The following is an 18,116-nucleotide window of genomic DNA, read 5'->3' as shown; positions in this document are numbered from 1 at the left end:
CGGCATGATGAACTACAAGGAATACCATGAAAGTTTGTGCGGTTGAATTAAAAGGCGGCGAAGCCGTCATCTGTTTACTGAGCGCCCAGGGGGACGTATTCAACGTTCCTGATTGCCGCCGTCACTCATTTACCTTGAGCAACCCTGCCAGCCAGGAAGCAATTAGAGAATTCCAATTCGCCTTCAATAAGCTGATGGAAGACTATCAGGTCGAACACGTCGTGATTATTGAGCGCGAATACAAGGGTAAGCTGGCCGGCAGCTCTGTCAGCTTCAAGTTCGAGGCGGCCATTCAACTGGGTAAGTTACCGGTAACAATGCTGACACCTCAAAGCATTAAAGAGCAGCTGAAACGCAATCCACCACAAGTGGACTTCAGCGGCCTGGAACTGAAAAAGTTCCAGGAGAATGCCTTTGAAGCCGCTTACGCCTTCCAGCAGATGCGGATCTACAAGAAGGTCTGAGCCCTTGAGCGGTTTTGATTATCTGGCCCACTACAGCGACGAGATAAAGCAACAGGTTCAGCAGCTTAGCCAAGCGGGCAAACTGGCTGAATACCTGCGAAAACGTCATCCTGAGTTACACCAGATCCGCAGTGATAAAGCGCTTTGGGACTATACCCAAGCGCTGAAGCAAACTTATCTGCGTCAATCAAACCCGCTTGCCAAAGTGTGTTTTGACGACAAAATCAGCCTCAGCCATCAGGCGCTGGGGCTGCATACCTACGCCGCCCGAAAGCAAGGGCACAAACTCAAGACCAAGAATGAAATCCGTATCTCCTCCCGGCTGAAACGGGCACCCGAAGCCTTCTTGCGGATATTGGTGGTACATGAACTGGCGCATCTGAAGGAAAAAGAGCACAACAAAGCCTTCTACAAGCTGTGCACCTATATGGAGCCGGACTATCATCAGTTGGAATTTGAATTGAGACTTTACCTCAGTCTTCTGGACGCCAATCAAGACCCTTATCCGGCTTGAATCCCCTCCTGCTCCTCAAACAATAGCAGTTAATTCCCAGAGCTGTCGTTCCTTGTTCATGCTAGTGATAGTGACGCTATGACAAAGCAAATACCTATAGCGGAAAGTCACACTGATTGACGAAGCAAGGGTTACTCTGCTTCGAATTCCTTCGAATTTAACTATTTATTTTGATGTCTATAAAACCGGCTTACCTGCTGATAAAGAAGCTTGGCAAGCTATCATTTTTATGGCTAACTGAGCGACGCACTAATAAAAGATGGACGCGGTGCCAACATCAAAAAATCATTATAAATATCGTATTAAAGGGAATAATAATTATGATAAGAAGGAGTTTAACAGTCCTTGGGGTAATATTTTTTATTAACGCTTGTGCCAATATACCACTCGGCACCATGCTCAGCCTGAGTTCTTTCGATGAGCAGGATTTTGCCGAATTAAACCCGCGAGTTATCAGATCGCAGATCCTCATCGATGAACCGGGTAAACTCAAGATTGATGCCACTGAACTGACCCTGGAACTGGATACCAGCCAGGGAGTATCCCGGTATAGTTTCCCACTCAAATTGGAGTCTATTCAAGTTATCCCCCAAAATGAGGGCCTTTTCAGCAGCAGTCCCGCACAAAATCATTATCAATTGGCACTCACTGATACGGCAATAAACAGCTTCCAGCAAGTACAAACATTGATAAATACCGAGACACCTACCCAATATAGCTTTTCTATTGATGCAGGTCTTGATGAGATGAGCAAGCCAGTGAAGGAAATTACCTTGTCGGTTTTGATCAAACTGACCGAAGATCAGGGATATCTGACTTTGATAGATAACGCGACACTCAACCTTGAGCAACAGCCTTGACCCCGGATTTAATTAAGACTGAATCCAAAACAACCAATAACAACTCAAGGAAATCGGTATGCAGATTGACCTTTTACAGCAAGTTGATGACGACCTGCAAAATGAGCTTATCGACAAACTCAGAACCTATAATCACAGCTATATAAACGAAAGCAGTCAACCCCTGGCCGCCATCGCCCGCGATTCCGAGGGGCAACTCATTGGTGGCGTGAGTGGCCGCAGCATCTATCGCCAGTTGCTGATTGAGGTGGTTTGGGTCGCGAAGGAGCATAGAGGTTCAGGTCTTGGCAGCCGCTTAATGGCTCTGTGCGAGCAAGAGGCAATCAAACGGGGGTGCCTGGCTGCGCAGCTCGACACTTTGTCGTTTCAGGCGCCGGCATTTTATGCCAAACAAGGGTTTGAAGTTGTCGGCTCGGTCAGTGGAATTCCCGGCAGCCCGGACAGGTATTTTATGTGTAAACGCTTCAATGGCTGAAGGCCAGGCTGCGACATGCCCTTCCCCTTCAACAAAACGTCGACTGAAGCCGGTATTATCATGCTCCTCCCCCCAAATGACTGAGAACGCCATGACACTGACACTACTCAAGAAACTGTTACAGCAATGCCCCAACGCCACTGCCGACTATCCTTTTGGTCCTGAAGCCAGAGTCTATAAAGTCATGGGTAAGATGTTTGCCCTGCTGGCCGAGCAGGAAACGCCCCCTAGGGTGACACTCAAGGCCAAACCTGCCGACGTACAGGCACTGATCGATAGCTTTGAGGCGATAGTGCCCGGCTATTACATGAATAAGCAGCATTGGTTCACGCTAACCTTGAATGGTGAGGTCAGCGAGGATATGCTCCGTGACCTGATTGAGGCATCCTACGCTCTGGTTGTCAGTAAACTGACCCAGGCGCAACAAGCCCAGTTGCAACAGCAAAACACCTAAAAATGACTTTTCAGATTGAGGGAACAATCAAGATGCGTGCCAGCCTGCGACAAAAAGTTATCCATGTCTGCCAGCAAAAAATCGCCCAGAAGGGCGAGAATGTTGGCGTCTCCTTCTATGCCTTCTTTGCCAACAAGAATGATGATCCCGAGTTGCTCATGGAGGCCGCTAGCTGGTGGATCCAGACCCACAAACTGGATCACTTTGAGAAGGCCCACAAAATTCTGCAAATGGTGCAAGCCGGGCAATAACCTATGGTGACAGGATCCTACCGGCATAGAGGCTTTAAACAGATCTCCCGCTCGGCACTCGATGCCATGGGTAAGCCCTTCCCTATTTTGCATCTGTCGCTTGATACCTCAAAAGGGTAACTGATTGATGTCCAAGGAAGATGAGTTAAACAAAAAATATCGCGCTCTGCCCCGCGGCGCTCGTTGGCACTTAAAGCTGGATGCCCATGGGCGAGCCTACTTTATTGGCAGACAGCAAACCCTGGCTACAATCTGGGGCTTTATCATGCTGGTTCCCCTGTCGGCCTCAAGTTTAATGGCTGTGGTGCTGACAGGTAAATCACAGGTATTTCATGCCGTCTCGGCCTTGCTGTTGTTAACCCTGGCAATTGGCTGTTTGGGGGTAAGAAGGCGTTGGCTGTTTGACCCTAAAAGCGCTGAGATTCAAGAATACACCGGCTGGTGGCGTATAAAAGCCAAGCCCCGCAAAACCCTGCCCTACAGTCAACTCTCTATTCATATTACCCCACTGGCGCAAACGCCAAATGGGGTACAGCTGGTGCTGCTCGGACAGCGCCACACCCTGACAGATATGGCTGAAGCACTGGCATTGATAGGCTTTTTGCGCGGCTGCGCCGGCCCGCTTGCAGTCAATGAACTTGAAGTCTATGAACTTGAAGTCTATGAAAAAGTCACTGCCTGGCCCGAGTTGAAAGCCGTGCCCTTTGACACAGCTCCAAGCAACTCGGCGCCGGAGGCCGAGAGCCAGACCGCAAAATCCCCCCATACCGAAACCAAGCCTCTGAAAGCCGCGACTCAAACTGGCCAATCCAGCAGTCAGTACCGGCCCATTTGGGAGCAACACCTGATGTGGAAACTGGCACTGCCGCTGCCGCTTTTTGCCCTGCTCGGACTGCTGATGACACGCTTAGGGAGCTGAGCCATGGCGCACTGGAACAAGTATTCCTCACAAAGGGCCGAGTTGGTGTTTGGCCGCTGGACCTGGTTAATCGGCCTGCCGCTGGCGGCGCTGACTCTGGCACAGGTGTATTTCGGGCTTAACCCTGAATTGCTGCTCGGTTGGGCCATGGGGGCAACACTCGGCTGGCACGCGCTGTTCTGTCGCCATAAAATCTTGATAGACAAAAATACCTGTGTGCTGGAGCACAGCATTCGCAGTATCTACCCCATAGGGCAACTCAAGGTGCCACTGGCCGAAATCAGCGGATTTTGCCTCTGCCCTCACTTCGGCGAGCCCAGATACTGGGACTTGATCTTGATGCTCAAGGATGGTCAGAGAGTGACGTTGCTGAGACGTAAGGGCAAGGCCGCCATGCAGGAGCTGGGTAAAGAACTGGCCGATGTCAGCGGCCTGGCCTATGACGAAGAGTTCAGAGACTGAATCCATAACCGTCTATGCCGGCATAACGGCGATAAAACCATCAGATACCTAGCCATTGATAAAGTAACCGCTTGAGAAATCCGTAGCGCTCCAGTAATTTGGGCCAAGTTTCATTGCTTGGTGCCATTACCGAGCTTTAAGGAGTCGAGATGCAATCTGCACTGGTAAGCAGCGAGTGGTTGGCCGCTCATCTTTCTGATCCCAAGTTGGTCATTTTGGATGCCAGCATGGACAAGGTGATAGGCCGCGAGCCGATAGTCTACGATGAGCCCTGCTTTATTGCCGGTGCCCGGCGGCTGGATCTGGAGCGGGAGTGCACAGATCTGCAGTCCAGCGAGTTACACGCCCTGCCGAGTCAGGCCCAGTTTACCGAGCTGGTGCAGCGGCTCGGCATCGACCAGGACAGCACTGTCGTCATCTATGACAACCAGGGTATCTACTCATCACCCCGCGGCTGGTGGTGTTTCAAGGTCATGGGGTTTGAGCAGGTGTTTGTTCTCGACGGCGGTCTGCCCAAATGGCTCAAAGAGCAGCGCCCCTGTGCCGACAAGCCGGCGACCGAGTTTCAGCGCGGTAACGCCTGTGGGCAATATCAAGCGGAAAAGGTCTGTAACGCCCCCCAGGTATTGGATACCTTGGCAGGCAAGCAGGCCATGATACTGGATGCCAGGGCCAGTTTACGCTTTCTCGGCCAGAGTCCCGAACCCAGAGAAGGCGTGCGCAGCGGCCATATTCCCGGCGCCGTGAATCTGCCGTTTGCCGAAGTGCTGGAGGGCGACAGCCTGAAACCTCAGCCGACACTGGAGCAGATTTTTCTGCATCTGGGTGCCATGGACGCCAGACGCAGCGGCAAACCTTTGATCTTCAGTTGCGGCTCAGGGATCACCGCCTGTATTTTGATCCTGGCGGCCTATCAGGTACGCCTCGATGCCCTGATACTCTACGATGGCTCCTGGGCCGACTGGGGCAGCAAGGCCCATCTGCCGCTGGCAACAAGTTAAGACCAAAGCCGTTATAAACCAAAGCGGTTAAATATCAGGGCGGTTAAAAATCAGGGCTGTTAAAAACCATCTCTCGCTTTCAGCCCAACTGAAGGCGAGCAGCAAACACTTCTCTAGCTTCACCTTCCCCCTCAATCTCAAGCCTGCTTCCCCAAGCAGGCTTGTTAACATTGTCCCGCCCATCAGCTTCCCCCTCCCAAAGAGAGCCAAGGCTGCTTATGCTTGTCTAAAGAAAGCCTTAAGCCCTTTCCTTAAGGCGCGCCCGGCCAGCAAGGGCCAATACGGCTATGCCTATGTGCTCAACAGCTCGGTCAATGAAGTCGTGTGTCACGGGGTTCAGTCGGAGCAGCAGTTGCTGAAGGCCAGCGATATTGTCAATCTGGATATTACCCTCGAAAAAGATGGTTTTATTGCCGACTCCAGCAAGATGTACCTGATGCCACAGGCATCGTCTTTGGCCAAACGCCTGGAACTGCGAGCCGGTATGTGGTTTACCATAGAGCCGATGAGCAACCAGGGCGGCGCCAAAATAAAGACCAAGAAAGATGGCTGGACAGTAGTGACCCGGGATAAAAAACTCTCGGCCCAGTGGGAGCACAGCATACTGGTGACAGATACCGGCTATGAAGTGCTGCCCCTCCGAGATGAAGAGCGCTGAACCACAGCGCTCATCCCAAACGCTTACGGAACCTCAATGAAGCGAGCAACACGCCTCCCAGGGTGAACGCCCCCAGCCAAAAGGCATCTTTAGCCAACATCAGGATATCGGCCTCACGCAGGACTATGGCGCGCACCATACGCATAAAGTGCGTCGCCGGCAGCGCTTCGGCAATCCACTGCGCCGCAATTGGCATAGCTTCGTAAGGAAACATAAAGCCTGACAACAAAATAGAGGGCAGCAGGATAAATACCGTCAGCTGCATCGCCTGCAATTGGGTCTTGGCAATGGTGCTGATCACCAGGCCCAGGCTGAGGCTGGCAAAGATAAACAGCAAAGAGGCCAGCAACAAGCTGTCCAGACCGCCGCGCACCGGCACACCGAACAGGAAGTGGCCCACGCTGAGGATAATACTCACCTGAATAAGCCCCACCAGCACATAGGGGATGATTTTCCCCACCATCAGCTCCATGGGTTTGACCGGGGTGGTGATCAGAAACTCCATATTGCCCTGCTCTCTTTCCCTGACAATGGCGGCAGAGGTGAACATGATCATTGTCATGGTCAAAATCACTGCCAGCAAGCCGGGCACTATGTTAACCACAGTGCGCTGCTCCGGGTTGAAATACTGCACCACCTCAAAACTTGGCACCCGGTTTTGGCTGCTGAAACCGGCCACTTCATCCAGCGGCATGCTCCTCAGGCTACGGATCGCGGCGGCGATAACCGTATCCGAGCCATCCACCAGCCACTGGGCCACGGGCCGGGTAAGTTGGCTGTCGCTCTGACGACGGTCGAAGGCTGGATGATTCACCAGACGGGCATTGAGATCCGCCGGCAAATAGAGCACGGCGCGCACTTCCCCCGAGGTGATGGCCGCCTCGGCCTGCTCGATAGAGGCATATTTTGCCTTGAAGTCCACCACTTGGGTGGCCTTTACCGCCTGCACCAAGGCCCGGCTGTAGCTGCTGGCGGACATATCCACCAAGCCGGCGGGCAGATGCCTGGCATCGGTATTGATGGCGTAGCCAAACAGCAGCAGCTGCACCAGAGGGATCATCACTATCATGCCGAAGGTCATTCTATCCCGCGACAACTGCCTGAGCTCCTTGAGCATGATTGCCAATATCCTAGCCCACATGTCGACCTCCGGTGCAGGATACAAACACATCTTCGAGACTGGGGCGCGCCATGGCGAGCTTGTGCCCATCGCAATAGGGGCTGAGAAAGGCGATGGGATCTGTGGCATCACGCCGCACCAACACCCTGAGCCGGGTGCCTACCTGAGCGGCAGAAACAACCTCAGGTAAGGCCACCAGCTGCTGTTTGAGCGCCCTTAGCTGCTCACCGCTAACTTCCACCACGCTGGCGCCCATCTGCTGCATCAATTCGGCCGGGGAGCCATCGGCCCGCTTGGCGCCGCGCTCAAGGATTGCCAATGCATGGCAGCGCTCCGCCTCGTCCATGTAATGGGTTGACACCAAAATAGTGGTCCCGGCTGCGCAGAGATCGAACAGCCGCTCCCAAAACTCGCGGCGGTTTTCCGGATCGACCGCCGAGGTGGGTTCATCGAGAAACAACAGCTCGGGGGAGTGCAGTGTGGCGCAGGCCAGTGCCAGACGCTGCTTCTGACCACCACTCATGGAACCGGCCAACTGAGACTCCCTGCCCTCCAGGCTATACAGATGCAGCAGCTCTTCGATGCGCGCCTTGCCTCGGCGGCCGAACAAGCCATAAATACTGGCGACAAATCTGAGGTTCTCCAGCACAGACAGATTATCGTAGAGAGAGAACTTCTGGGTCATATAACCTATACGTTGCTTGAGCGCCTCTTCGTTACCGGCAAGCGGCTCTCCCAATACGGTCACCTCACCGGCATCCGGCAACAACAGGCCGGTAAGCAGCCGGATCGCAGTGGACTTGCCGCAACCGTTGGGACCGAGAAAGCCGTAAATACTGCCACGGGGAATAGCAAGACTGAGATTATCCACCGCGGTCAACTCACCAAAGCGCCGGGTCAGCCCATGAGCTTCAATGGCTAGGGGAGCTTCAATGGCCTTGGAAGAATCAATGGACAAGGTGGCTTGAGTGGCCGAAGAAGCACCGGCATCAGCTGACTGAGTCATGGCAGTCGTACCTCCAGCGCCAGCCCTGAGGGCAGAGACTCGGCGCCCTCGACATCGATATCCGTCAGATACATCAATCTGGCACGATCGCGCTCATTGAGGGCATAAAACGGGGTAAAGGCAGGTTGGGAACGGATATTTCTGACAGTGCCTTTGAGCGGCTGCGCCACCCCATCGACCCAGACCTCCAGCTTGTCGCCGCGGGAAAGCTTACTGATGGCCGTTTGCGGCAGATAGACTCTGGCATAGGGTTTATCCAGTGCCAAAAGCGCGACAAGTTGAGTGCCCTGAGCCACTCGATCGCCCCTCTTCCAGGGCAATATGTCCACCTCTGATGCCAGCGGCGCCCTGAGACTGAGGTCGTCCAAGGCTTTCTCCTCGGCCTTGAGCGCCGCCGCTACGGCTGCCACTCTGGCTTCGGCCTGGGCCAGTTGTTCGCTGCGGGTACCGTTTTCCAGTTGCAGCCAGTGTTCATTGGCCTGCTCGACCAAGGCTTTGGTGTGATCCCGCTCGGCGATGGCCGCATCCAGCTCCGCCTGCCCCACCACTTTGGCGATAAACAGCTCGCGGGTGCGCTGATATCTGAGTCTGGCTTCGGTCGCGGCTGCCGTTGCCGCCTCTATGGCGGCTCTGGCCGCCCGCCGCTCTTCTACCCTGGCACCTTGTTGCAGCTCATCAAGCCTGGCGCCGGCCTCAGCCAATTCGGCGCGGCGCTGTGCCACTCTGGCTGCCGCGCTGCGGCTGTCCAATTGCAGCAACAACTGCCCCGCCTCGACCTTGTCACCCTCGGCCACATGGATATCGGCTATCTGCTCGGCAACGGGGGCTGAAAGCTGGATACGATCCCGCTCCAGAGTGCCCATGGCGCGGCTTTCGCCGCTGTCGCCACAAGCTTGCAACAGCAATAGTGTCGCTGTCAGTATCAGGGATATCTTGTTCATTGGGGTTCCTCACTGCCCGGGTTGGCGGCAATATCCTGGCGCAATAAGCCTTGATGCAGGACTTTGGCATTGTGCTCTGCCAGCTGTTTGAGCCAGGTTTCGTTCAATTCGACGCCGAAGTCCCGCATCAGATGGGCCGGGGCGATCAGCGGAAACACCATCAGGCTGACAAAACTCAGCCGCGCCAAGCTAGGGTCCAGGTTGGGATTAAGGCCTTGATCTTGCCCAAGCTGGCGGATCCACAGCCTCGAGCGGCTGAGCATGTCACTGAACACGCTGGCAAGGGCATCGAAGGCTTCACTGCCTTCTCTGTGATTCAATACCTGGATGATAAGCCCGGGCAAGGCCGGGTTGGCAGCCATGGCGCGGTAATAGACCTGCATCAACTCAAATGGCCCGCCAAAACCTGGCTCAGGCCTTTTCTTGCTCGGATCAAGACTCATCTTGCTCCGCTCAGAACCTTTGTTGCTCGGCTCAGGGCTATTGTTACCAAGCTCAGGGCTGTTATTGCCAAGCTCAGGGCTGTTTGCAAAGCCCTCAGAGGCAGATTGACGACTTTGCGCGGCATTATTGTAGTGTTTGAAGGCTTCCAGTACAGGGGCGATAGTGTCTCTGACCATGGCCTCAAACAGGCCTGCCTTGGAGCCGAAGTAATAACGGATCATCGCCGCATCCACTCCCGCCTTGCGCGCCAACTCTCGGGTGGAAACCCGCTCATACCCCTTCACGGTAAAGCAACTGCGCGCGGCTTCTATCAAAGCATCCCGGGCCCCCGAATGGCCTTTAGGACGACCGGCTGTGGCTTTCATCCCCTGCTCCTCAAAAATTCTTCTTGTGATGAATATACTCAGTTTAGTGCTTATATGGCAGTGAGTTAATTCTTCATTCATGCCTATGTTGAGGAATTTAGTCGGCCCGGTTCGAAGGATATTTGCGCAAGCTTGCTCCGCTGTATTAGGGAATTCTTGCATTCCGGTCTGTAAGCCGACAAAGAGCACACATAGGACTTGTGCGCACCTTCCTTGGACTCGACCCTTTGCCTCGCCGCCGATTGCGCCAACTCCGTCACTCTTGACTCAATCGCCGGCAATCCCACCACAGTCAGTTCCGCCACTCTCTATTCAGTCTTTATCTGAGCAATTTGTTGTGATTGATACAGGGGTCCAATCAAGGCGGTTACATCTTTACACAAATCAAGTGAGAATCATTTGCATTTGTATTTGAGTGCGTGCTAATTTGTCGCCGCTGTCGTTAAGAAAAGGATGACAGCAAAAAAGGAATGGCCCAGGGAAAGGCCGAAGTAGTTCCTTATCCCTGGGTGACTTGTCATTGATGACTGACCTCATGTCAGTCGCAAAGGAGGCAAAAGTGACCCACCCCAGCATGGAGCCTGAACAGGCGAGCAATGACCCGAGCTATGATGCCGCCGGCCATCTGCCGTTCGCTCCCCACACTGAACTCTTTGGTATCGCACCCGAACACCACTACTCCCGCTTGATGCAACTGGGCATGGATACCCTGAAACACCGCCTTGAACGGCTGGATGGCCCCAGCAGTGGCATTCGCCCCGAAGAGCTGCAAAGCGCATTTTCCGATATCAATCTCAACCGCCCCCTCGGGGACATGAAGCAAGTTCTGGCCGAACTGGACAAGCTCTATCTCAGCCACGCCATCTATTTCCAACACCCGGATTATCTGGCCCACCTCAACTGCCCTGTGATGCTCACATCCTTGTTGGCCGAGCTGTTGAGTTCAGCCATCAATACTGCGGTGGAAACCTGGGATCAGAGCGCCGGCGGGACTCTGATTGAACAGAAGGTTATCGACTGGGCCTGCGAGCGCGTGGGATATCAGGGATTTGCTGACGGTGTCTTCACTACCGGCGGCACCCAGTCCAACCTGATGGCGCTGCTGCTTGCCAGGGAGTTAGCCGGCAGCCTTGAGCCGGGTCACAGAGGCAATGTTCTGGCCGGTCTGGCTACCAATGCTCACCGCTACCGCATTCTCTGCTCTGAATTCAGCCATTTCAGCATCCAAAAAGCGGCCGCACTTTTAGGGTTGGGACACGAGGCGGTAGTGAGTGTCGGTTGTGATGCCAATCGGCGCATGGATCCCAAGGCGCTGGCGGGCAAACTCAGGCAGCTCAAAGCGGCAGGACTGATCCCCATCGCCGTGGTCGCTACCGCAGGGACCACTGACTTTGGCGCCATAGATCCCATAGCGCCCATCGCTGCCCTTTGCCGCGAGTTCAGCTGTTATTTGCATGTGGATGCAGCCTACGGCGGCGCCTTGTTGCTGTCACCTACCCAACGCCAACGCCTCGAAGGCATAGAGTTGGCCGACTCTGTCAGCCTGGATTTCCATAAGTCCTTCTTCCAGCCCGTGTGCTGCTCGGCGCTGTTGGTCAAGGACAAAGGCGTGCTCGGTTACCTCACCTACCATGCCGATTACCTCAACCCTGAATCCCAGGCCCAGGCCGGAGTACCGGATCTGGTCAACAAGAGCCTGCAGACCACCCGCAGGTTTGATGCCCTCAAGCTATGGCTGAGCCTGAGAGCCGCCGGGCCGGATGCCATAGGCGAGATGTTCGATACCCTGATTGCCACCACAGCCGAGCTTTATAAAAGCTTTAGCCGTTTCCCCGAATTGCAGACGGCGCAGCGCCCGTCGCTGACCACCCTGGTGTTTCGCTTCAACGACCCGGCACTGGGCAGCGCCGAACTGGATGAATGTAATCGCCATATCCGCGCTCGTCTGGCCCGCGAAGGCCGCGCCATGATTGCAGCGACCAAGGTGGCCGGCAGCCAATATCTCAAGTTTACCCTGCTCAACCCTCACACCCGACTCGAGGATATCGAAGCCGTATTGACCGACATCTGCAAAATCGGTCGCGAGCAGGCCCGTCACTACAAGACCAGCGCGCTTTGCAGCGCCTGAGGAGGAACTGATGCAAACCAAAATTTACGATATCCTGGGTATAGGCATCGGCCCCTTTAACCTGAGCCTGGCGGCCCTGGCCGAGCCGCTTGACGGTCTTGAGTGTCTGTTTGTCGATGCCGGCGCCGGTTTCGACTGGCATCCCGGCATGTTGCTGGAATCCTCCAGATTGCAGACCCCTGTTATGTCGGACCTGGTGACCATGGCCGATCCCACCAGCCGCTACAGCTATTTGAACTTCGCCAAACAGACAGGCCGACTCTACAGCTTCTACATCCGCGAAAGCTTCTTCCTGCCGCGGCAGGAATATAATCGCTACTGCCAATGGGTCTGCGCCGAGCTGAGTAACCTTAAATTCAATTTCAAGGTCACCCGGGTCAGTTTCGATGCCGAAACCGACACCTATCTGGTCAAGGGGCAGGACAGAGTCAGTGGCCAAGAGCTAAGCCTGCGCGCCCGCCACCTGGTGCTGGGAACCGGTACCCAACCCTGGATGCCCCACTTCTGCCCCGGCGCCGACAAGCGGGTACTGCACTCGGCCAACTATCTGCACCGTAAACAGGCGCTGCAGAGCCAAAATGACATCACCATAGTCGGTAGCGGCCAGAGCGCGGCAGAGATCTTCGAAGATCTGCTGCTGGATATCGACAAATACGGTTATCGCCTGCGCTGGCTCACCCGCTCACCAAGATTCTTCCCGCTTGAGTACACCAAGCTGACACTGGAGATGACCTCGCCAGAATATATCGACTATTTCCACGCCCTGCCCGAGGTGCAGCGCCGAGAGCTTATCGGCTCACAGAAGAGCCTCTATAAGGGGATCAACGCCGATCTGATCAACAGCATCTATGATCTGCTTTACCAAAAACGCCTGCACTGTGACTTTGATGTACAGCTGCTGACCAACACGGCACTGCAAAGCGTTCACAGCGACGGACAGCAACTGCTGCTGAGTTGCAAACATACGGAGCTTGAACAGGAGTTCGAACTGACCAGTTCGGCACTGGTGCTGGCCACGGGCTACTGCTACCGACTGCCGGACTTTCTCGAGCCGCTCCACTCGCAGCTGCTGTTCGATCAAAAGGGCGATCCCGATGTCCAGCGTCATTATCACATAGACAAGGCCGGGCGAATTTTTGTTCAGAACCTGGGGCTGCACACCCACGGGCTGTGTTCGCCGGATCTGGGAATGGGCTGCTATCGCAACGCCACCATATTGCGGCAGATCCTGGGCCAAGCACCGTACGAGATAGAGCAGCAAATTGCCTTCCAGAGCTTTGGTATTCCCAAGCAAGACGCCAGTGCACCCAAACACCGGCACAGCAGCAATCACGCATTGCAGCGGGAGGCCAGCTGATGGCCTCTCAAACAGCAATCAATCCGGCTGCCGACACAGCCGGCTTCAGCGCCAGATACGGCTTTGCGCCGGGCAAGCGCCTCAAGATCAACGACTTTGATTTTTGCGCCTATCAGGAAAGCGAGCACTTTGACATCCTGAGCGACTGGCTCGGCCGCGACTATGCCGCCTTCTGGGGCATGCAATCCTTGACGCCCACCGAGCGCCGCGTTGAGCTCGCCCCCGCTGCAGATAAGTTTGGCCTGATGGCCTATCGCGGCGCTGAGCCTGTGCTCTATACCGAGCTGTACGATCCCCGCTTTGATGAAGTGGGCCAACACTTTGACTGCCAACACGGCGATTGCGGCATGCATTTGCTGCTGGCTCCTCCCACTAAGCCGCAGCGCGGTTTCAGCCGCCAGGCCATCACAGCTGTGGCGTCTCTGATACTGCAGCATCTGGGCTTTGCCCGCCTGGTGGTAGAGCCGGATATCAACAACCACAAGATACACCCGCTGAACCGTGCGGTAGGCATCTGTTACAGCCACGCCATTCAACTGGAAAACAAACAAGCCATGCTGGGTTTTTGCACCCTGCCTGGGTTCAGTGCCGCACTGGCAACAGGAGCCACACAATGACAGCATCCATTATCGAACAGCCCCGTTTCAGCCATCTGACGCCTGCCATCTGGAACCAGGCAAGCCGCCATCTGCTGGCGAAAATTCTCAGTGAATTCAGTCATGAAAAGCTAATAGCTCCAGAGCTGTTATTGCCAGCAAAGGCAGAGCAAGAGGCCTGTTGGCAGCTCAAGCTGGATACCCGGGATGGCCAGCTCTGCTACCGCTTCAGCGGTCGCCGTTATCAGCTGGATCAGCTGCAGATAGCGCCGGACTCCATCGAGTGTTTCAAAGATGGCGAGCAGCAACAGCCGGACGCCATGCTGCTTATCATCGCCCTCAAGGAGAGACTCGGCATAAGCGATACACTGCTGCCCACCTATCTTGAAGAGATCACCAGCACCCTCTACAGCAAGGCCTTCAAACTCCTTTGGCAGGCAAAGCCGGTGCAGGAGCTGGTGGATTGCGACTATCAACAGATAGAAGCGGCCATGACCGAAGGCCACCCTGTGTTTGTCGCCAACAATGGCCGCATAGGTTTTGATGTCGATGACTGGCGTGTCTTTACGCCGGAGAGCGGCCAACCGCTGCAACTCGAGTGGCTGGCGGTCAGCAGTGAACATACCAGCCTGGCGTTGATAGCTGGGCTCGACTATCGCCAACTGCTGCAAGATGAGTTGGGCGATGCTTTGCTGCTCAGATTTGAGCAGAAAATACGGCAACAGGGCAAAAACCCGGACGATTATTTTCTGATGCCCGTTCATCCATGGCAGTGGCGCGAAAAGATCAGCCGCATATTTGCCGCCGATCTGGCCCGCGATCGCCTCATTTACCTGGGACAAGGCCATGATGAATATCAGGTGCAGCAATCCATCCGCACCTTCTTCAACCTCAGCCAACCCAAGCGCTGTTACGTGAAGACGGCGCTGTCGATTCTCAATATGGGCTTTATGCGGGGTTTATCGCCCTACTACATGAGCCGCACCCCGGAGATCAACGCCTTTGTCGCCGAGCTTATCGACAGCGACCCTTTCTTTGCCAAGCAAAGATTTGTGCTGCTCAGGGAAATCGCTGCCATAGGCTATCACCACAAGTATTATGAGCAGGCTCTGGAGAAAGACACCCCCTACAAGAAGATGCTCTCGGCACTGTGGCGTGAAAGCCCTTATGCTCTGAGCTTCCAGGGCGAGCCTTTGGTAAAACCCGGCCAGCAACTGATGACCCTGGCGGCGCTGCTGCACCAGGATAGCCAGCAGCAGAGCCTGCTGGCGGCGCTTATCAAAGCATCCCCCCTGAGCGCCCACGACTGGATGAGCCGGCTGCTGGATCTCTACCTTACCCCCTTGCTGCACGCCTTCTTTGCCTACGATCTGGTGTTTATGCCCCATGGCGAGAACCTTATTCTGGTGCTGGATGACAAGGTGCCTGTCACCATATTGATGAAGGACATAGGCGAAGAAGTCGCAATTCTCAACGGCAGTGCGCCGCTGCCGGGACGAGTGGCGCAACTGGCGGTCTCCCTCGAAGAGGAGATGAAACTCAACTACATACTGCTGGATATTTTCGACTGTATCTTCCGCTTTATGGCGCCGCTGCTCGATAGCCACACCAGCCTGAGTGAACAGGGATTCTGGGCTCTGGTGGCTGGAAAGGTACGTGATTATCAGGCCTCCCACCCCCAGTTTGCCGATAAGTATCGCCGCTACGATCTGTTCCAGCCGACCTTTGTCCGTACCTGCCTGAACCGGATCCAACTCAATAACAACCAGCAGATGATAGATCTCGAAGACAGGGAGAAGAACCTGCGCTTTGCCGGCGATATCGACAATCCGCTGCACCCCTTTGCCGCCAGCCACAGCTTTGGCATTACATCAACCCAGACCGAGCGTCTTGCAGACCCGGCCTTATAACCCTTCCAGGAAGTAACAGGAAATGGATATTAATATGCAAACCCTCAATGGCTTCAAACCGACTCCCATCGCCCTTCTCTGCTCTGTGCTATTGAGCGCCCCGGCGTTCGCCGCCGACAAGAGTGAGGCCCATGAGAAAGAGATGGAGGTACTGACAATCGTCGGTGCCAAAGACAAAACCGCAAGCTACAAGGCGAGCGACATGAGCACGGCCACCGGCATGAAGCTGTCGTTTCTCGAAACGCCGCAGTCTGTCACAGCCGTCACCGCCAAGGCCATTGAAGATCAGCAGCTCAACTCTGTCATTGATGTCATGACCAGTGTCGCCGGGATCAACGCCCGCCCTTCGGACAACGACAGATACTCCATCAGCGCCCGCGGGATCTCGGTCAGCAGCATTCTCTATGATGGTGTGGCAACCACCTATGACACCCGTTTCAACTATGGCGATAACCTGATGGACAGCGCCCTTTACGAGCGCATCGAAGTGGTACGCGGTGCCACCGGCTTAATGCTGGGTGCCGGTAGCCCTTCCGCCGCCATCAATTTGGTGCGAAAACGGCCCACTGCCGAGTTTCAAGGCAGCGTCAGCCTGAGCAGCGGATCCTGGGATATGCTGCGCGGTGTGGTCGATCTCTCCGGCGGCCTCAATCAGGATGCCAGCATCCGTGGCCGAGTGGTGCTGGCCTATCAGGACAGGGAGAACTGGCAACACAGATATGAGCAGCAGCGGCAAACCCTGTATGGCATCCTGGAGGCTGATTTGGGAGCCAATACTCTGCTGACCCTGGGCAGTGATTTCCAGCATACCAGGCCGGAAGGCACCATGTCCGGCGGCTTGCCGCTGTTTGACAGTGATGGCAACCGCACCAATTACGACCGCCATGTATCCACCGCCCCCAGTTGGGCCTCCGCCAAGACAGATGCGCTCAATAGCTTTGTGACTCTGGAGCATCATTTCAGTTCAGACTGGACCCTTAAAGGCAGCTATATCTATGGCGACAACAGCCTGGAGTTTGATGTGCTCTGGCCCATGAAAAATCCGGCTCCCGTCACCAATGAAGGCATGGTCCCCGGCTCTTTGGCCTTTATCGACGGCAGTCGCACTCAGCACACCTTTGATCTCAAGCTGTCCGGCAACTTCAACGCCTTTGGCCGCAACCATCAACTGGTGGCCGGCGCCAATCAACAAAAACAGGATTTTGCCAACCCCTACTATGGCGCACTCGGCGCCAGGCCACCTCTGGGAGACTTCCGCCAACCGGGCTTTGATTACCCAAAGCCGCAATGGAGCGATAAGGTGCTCTACGGCTCCTGGGGTGAAACCAAGCAACAATCTGTCTATGTCGCTTCCCAGCTTGAACTGACCGATGCCCTGTCCATGGTGCTCGGTGGCCGCCTGGATAACTGGGAGACAGATCAGGATAACTTTGGTGCCAAACATGACTATAAGGTCGATGGTGAGTTCACCGGCTACCTGGGACTGACCTATGCCCTGAGCGACGAATATGCCCTGTATGCCAACTACACGGACATTTTTACTCCGCAAAATAAGGTTCAGGCTGATGGCCGTTACCTGGACCCCATCAAGGGCAGCAACTATGAGGCCGGGATCAAGGCCAGCCTGTTCGATGAGGCGCTGGACTTGTCACTGGCCGCCTTTGAGATACGTCAGGACAATGTTGGTGAGCGAACAGGCGAAAGCCTGCCCAACAGCACTATTCCTATTTATCTCAGTGTCGACGGCACCAAGACCCGGGGTTTCGAGTTTGAGGTCAACGGCTCCATCAATGACAACTGGGATCTTTACCTGGGTTACACCCAGTTTGATACCGAAAACCCCCAAGGCCAAAAGATCAACACCACCAACCCGGAGCGGCAGCTCAAACTCTTTACCACTTATGAATTTGATGGCTGGCTTCACGGATTGCAGCTGGGCGCCGGGGTCAACTGGCAGAGCCGCATCTATAGCCAAGTCTCAAAACCGGACGGGAAAAAGGTTGAAGTGGAACAAGGCAGCTATGCCCTGGTGAAGTTGATGGCGAGATACAAGTTCAATGAACAATTGAGCCTGAGGGCCAATCTGGATAACGCGCTCGACAAGAGTTATTACAGCCAGCTCGGCTTCTATGACCAATACCAGTACGGCGCGCCGCGTAACTTCAGCGTCACCCTGGACTACCGTTTCTGA

Annotated in this window: 18 protein-coding genes and 1 pseudogene; 15 read left to right on the top strand and 4 right to left on the bottom strand. The window is 55.0% G+C overall.

The features are described from left to right. The first annotated feature begins 26 nt into the window (after nt 1–26). The 10 genes and pseudogenes from ACMHXH_RS04275 to ACMHXH_RS04230 form a co-directional block, all read left to right on the top strand. Complete coding sequence (locus tag ACMHXH_RS04275; RefSeq protein WP_039032846.1) at nt 27–464, top strand: DUF3010 family protein; 438 nt, start codon at nt 27–29, stop codon at nt 462–464. Between the two features lie 4 nt (nt 465–468). Further along, nucleotides 469–978 carry a M48 family metallopeptidase gene (locus ACMHXH_RS04270; protein WP_039032845.1) on the top strand — a complete coding sequence of 170 codons (510 nt, stop codon included), beginning with the start codon at nt 469–471 and terminating at the stop codon, nt 976–978. A 173-nt stretch (nt 979–1,151) separates the two neighbouring features. After that, a complete protein-coding gene (locus tag ACMHXH_RS04265; protein WP_152608400.1) occupies nt 1,152–1,838 on the top strand; it encodes a hypothetical protein in 687 nt (228 codons plus the stop codon). Between the two features lie 58 nt (nt 1,839–1,896). Continuing rightward, the gene (locus ACMHXH_RS04260; protein WP_162206247.1) at nt 1,897–2,313 is read left to right on the top strand and encodes a GNAT family N-acetyltransferase; all 417 of its coding nucleotides are present in this window, start codon (nt 1,897–1,899) and stop codon (nt 2,311–2,313) included. A 91-nt stretch (nt 2,314–2,404) separates the two neighbouring features. After that, nucleotides 2,405–2,767, top strand: coding sequence for an MmcQ/YjbR family DNA-binding protein (locus tag ACMHXH_RS04255; RefSeq protein WP_071475992.1), 363 nt, complete (start codon nt 2,405–2,407; stop codon nt 2,765–2,767). 32 nt (nt 2,768–2,799) lie between these two features. Further along, complete coding sequence (locus ACMHXH_RS04250) at nt 2,800–3,018, top strand: DUF6500 family protein (RefSeq protein ID WP_071475993.1); 219 nt, start codon at nt 2,800–2,802, stop codon at nt 3,016–3,018. Between the two features lie 127 nt (nt 3,019–3,145). Further along, on the top strand, nt 3,146–3,937 hold the full coding sequence (locus ACMHXH_RS04245) for a hypothetical protein (protein WP_162206248.1): 792 nt from the start codon (nt 3,146–3,148) through the stop codon (nt 3,935–3,937). 3 nt (nt 3,938–3,940) lie between these two features. Beyond that, complete coding sequence (locus tag ACMHXH_RS04240; protein ID WP_039032841.1) at nt 3,941–4,399, top strand: hypothetical protein; 459 nt, start codon at nt 3,941–3,943, stop codon at nt 4,397–4,399. Between the two features lie 149 nt (nt 4,400–4,548). Further along, on the top strand, nt 4,549–5,400 hold the full coding sequence (locus tag ACMHXH_RS04235; RefSeq protein ID WP_144360779.1) for a sulfurtransferase: 852 nt from the start codon (nt 4,549–4,551) through the stop codon (nt 5,398–5,400). Nucleotides 5,401–5,650: 250 nt separating this feature from the next. Beyond that, nucleotides 5,651–6,058, top strand: a pseudogene (locus tag ACMHXH_RS04230) (M24 family metallopeptidase); the annotation flags it as partial. Nucleotides 6,059–6,068: 10 nt separating this feature from the next. Here ACMHXH_RS04230 and ACMHXH_RS04225 read toward each other — a convergent pair. From ACMHXH_RS04225 to ACMHXH_RS04210, 4 genes are read right to left on the bottom strand one after another with little or no spacing between them, the layout of a single operon-like run. Then, nucleotides 6,069–7,199, bottom strand: coding sequence for an ABC transporter permease (locus ACMHXH_RS04225; RefSeq protein ID WP_044734253.1), 1,131 nt, complete (start codon nt 7,197–7,199; stop codon nt 6,069–6,071). Continuing rightward, the gene (locus ACMHXH_RS04220; RefSeq protein WP_335911970.1) at nt 7,189–8,184 is read right to left on the bottom strand and encodes an ABC transporter ATP-binding protein; all 996 of its coding nucleotides are present in this window, start codon (nt 8,182–8,184) and stop codon (nt 7,189–7,191) included. The genes ACMHXH_RS04225 and ACMHXH_RS04220 overlap by 11 nt, the downstream gene beginning before the upstream one ends. Further along, nucleotides 8,181–9,125, bottom strand: coding sequence for an HlyD family secretion protein (locus ACMHXH_RS04215; protein WP_162206250.1), 945 nt, complete (start codon nt 9,123–9,125; stop codon nt 8,181–8,183). The genes ACMHXH_RS04220 and ACMHXH_RS04215 overlap by 4 nt, the downstream gene beginning before the upstream one ends. After that, nucleotides 9,122–9,934, bottom strand: coding sequence for a TetR/AcrR family transcriptional regulator (locus ACMHXH_RS04210; protein ID WP_335911969.1), 813 nt, complete (start codon nt 9,932–9,934; stop codon nt 9,122–9,124). The genes ACMHXH_RS04215 and ACMHXH_RS04210 overlap by 4 nt, the downstream gene beginning before the upstream one ends. Nucleotides 9,935–10,493: 559 nt before the next feature. On the opposite strand from ACMHXH_RS04210, the gene ACMHXH_RS04205 reads away from it, so the two are divergent. From ACMHXH_RS04205 to ACMHXH_RS04185, 5 genes are read left to right on the top strand one after another with little or no spacing between them, the layout of a single operon-like run. After that, on the top strand, nt 10,494–12,062 hold the full coding sequence (locus ACMHXH_RS04205) for a pyridoxal phosphate-dependent decarboxylase family protein (RefSeq protein WP_222116193.1): 1,569 nt from the start codon (nt 10,494–10,496) through the stop codon (nt 12,060–12,062). A 10-nt stretch (nt 12,063–12,072) separates the two neighbouring features. After that, on the top strand, nt 12,073–13,419 hold the full coding sequence (locus ACMHXH_RS04200; RefSeq protein WP_162206252.1) for a lysine N(6)-hydroxylase/L-ornithine N(5)-oxygenase family protein: 1,347 nt from the start codon (nt 12,073–12,075) through the stop codon (nt 13,417–13,419). Next, a complete protein-coding gene (locus ACMHXH_RS04195; protein ID WP_335911967.1) occupies nt 13,419–14,036 on the top strand; it encodes a GNAT family N-acetyltransferase in 618 nt (205 codons plus the stop codon). Before ACMHXH_RS04200 ends, ACMHXH_RS04195 begins: the two co-directional genes overlap by 1 nt. Further along, nucleotides 14,033–15,925: an IucA/IucC family siderophore biosynthesis protein gene (locus ACMHXH_RS04190; protein WP_335911965.1), complete on the top strand. Its 1,893-nt coding sequence runs from the start codon at nt 14,033–14,035 to the stop codon at nt 15,923–15,925. Before ACMHXH_RS04195 ends, ACMHXH_RS04190 begins: the two co-directional genes overlap by 4 nt. Before the next feature lie 22 nt (nt 15,926–15,947). Then, nucleotides 15,948–18,116, top strand: coding sequence for a TonB-dependent siderophore receptor (locus ACMHXH_RS04185; protein WP_335911964.1), 2,169 nt, complete (start codon nt 15,948–15,950; stop codon nt 18,114–18,116).

The sequence above is a fragment of the Shewanella sp. BJSY2023SW001 genome (assembly GCF_047314685.1).
In the GTDB taxonomy this organism is placed as follows: Bacteria; Pseudomonadota; Gammaproteobacteria; order Enterobacterales; family Shewanellaceae; genus Shewanella; species Shewanella indica.
The sequence above is the reverse complement of the archived record's forward strand: the minus strand, read 5'-3'. Positions and strand labels throughout refer to the sequence as shown.

What these genes read in the sequence shown, in the direction of transcription:
- ACMHXH_RS04275 (WP_039032846.1), top strand. Translation starts at nt 27, where the DNA reads ATGAAAGTTTGTGCGGTTGAATTAAAAGGCGGCGAAGCCGTCATCTGT.
- ACMHXH_RS04265 (WP_152608400.1), top strand. Translation starts at nt 1,152, where the DNA reads ATGTCTATAAAACCGGCTTACCTGCTGATAAAGAAGCTTGGCAAGCTA.
- ACMHXH_RS04260 (WP_162206247.1), top strand. Translation starts at nt 1,897, where the DNA reads ATGCAGATTGACCTTTTACAGCAAGTTGATGACGACCTGCAAAATGAG.
- ACMHXH_RS04255 (WP_071475992.1), top strand. Translation starts at nt 2,405, where the DNA reads ATGACACTGACACTACTCAAGAAACTGTTACAGCAATGCCCCAACGCC.
- ACMHXH_RS04250 (WP_071475993.1), top strand. Translation starts at nt 2,800, where the DNA reads ATGCGTGCCAGCCTGCGACAAAAAGTTATCCATGTCTGCCAGCAAAAA.
- ACMHXH_RS04245 (WP_162206248.1), top strand. Translation starts at nt 3,146, where the DNA reads ATGTCCAAGGAAGATGAGTTAAACAAAAAATATCGCGCTCTGCCCCGC.
- ACMHXH_RS04240 (WP_039032841.1), top strand. Translation starts at nt 3,941, where the DNA reads ATGGCGCACTGGAACAAGTATTCCTCACAAAGGGCCGAGTTGGTGTTT.
- ACMHXH_RS04235 (WP_144360779.1), top strand. Translation starts at nt 4,549, where the DNA reads ATGCAATCTGCACTGGTAAGCAGCGAGTGGTTGGCCGCTCATCTTTCT.
- ACMHXH_RS04225 (WP_044734253.1), bottom strand. Translation starts at nt 7,199, where the DNA reads ATGTGGGCTAGGATATTGGCAATCATGCTCAAGGAGCTCAGGCAGTTG.
- ACMHXH_RS04220 (WP_335911970.1), bottom strand. Translation starts at nt 8,184, where the DNA reads ATGACTCAGTCAGCTGATGCCGGTGCTTCTTCGGCCACTCAAGCCACC.
- ACMHXH_RS04215 (WP_162206250.1), bottom strand. Translation starts at nt 9,125, where the DNA reads ATGAACAAGATATCCCTGATACTGACAGCGACACTATTGCTGTTGCAA.
- ACMHXH_RS04210 (WP_335911969.1), bottom strand. Translation starts at nt 9,934, where the DNA reads ATGAAAGCCACAGCCGGTCGTCCTAAAGGCCATTCGGGGGCCCGGGAT.
- ACMHXH_RS04200 (WP_162206252.1), top strand. Translation starts at nt 12,073, where the DNA reads ATGCAAACCAAAATTTACGATATCCTGGGTATAGGCATCGGCCCCTTT.
- ACMHXH_RS04195 (WP_335911967.1), top strand. Translation starts at nt 13,419, where the DNA reads ATGGCCTCTCAAACAGCAATCAATCCGGCTGCCGACACAGCCGGCTTC.
- ACMHXH_RS04190 (WP_335911965.1), top strand. Translation starts at nt 14,033, where the DNA reads ATGACAGCATCCATTATCGAACAGCCCCGTTTCAGCCATCTGACGCCT.
- ACMHXH_RS04185 (WP_335911964.1), top strand. Translation starts at nt 15,948, where the DNA reads ATGGATATTAATATGCAAACCCTCAATGGCTTCAAACCGACTCCCATC.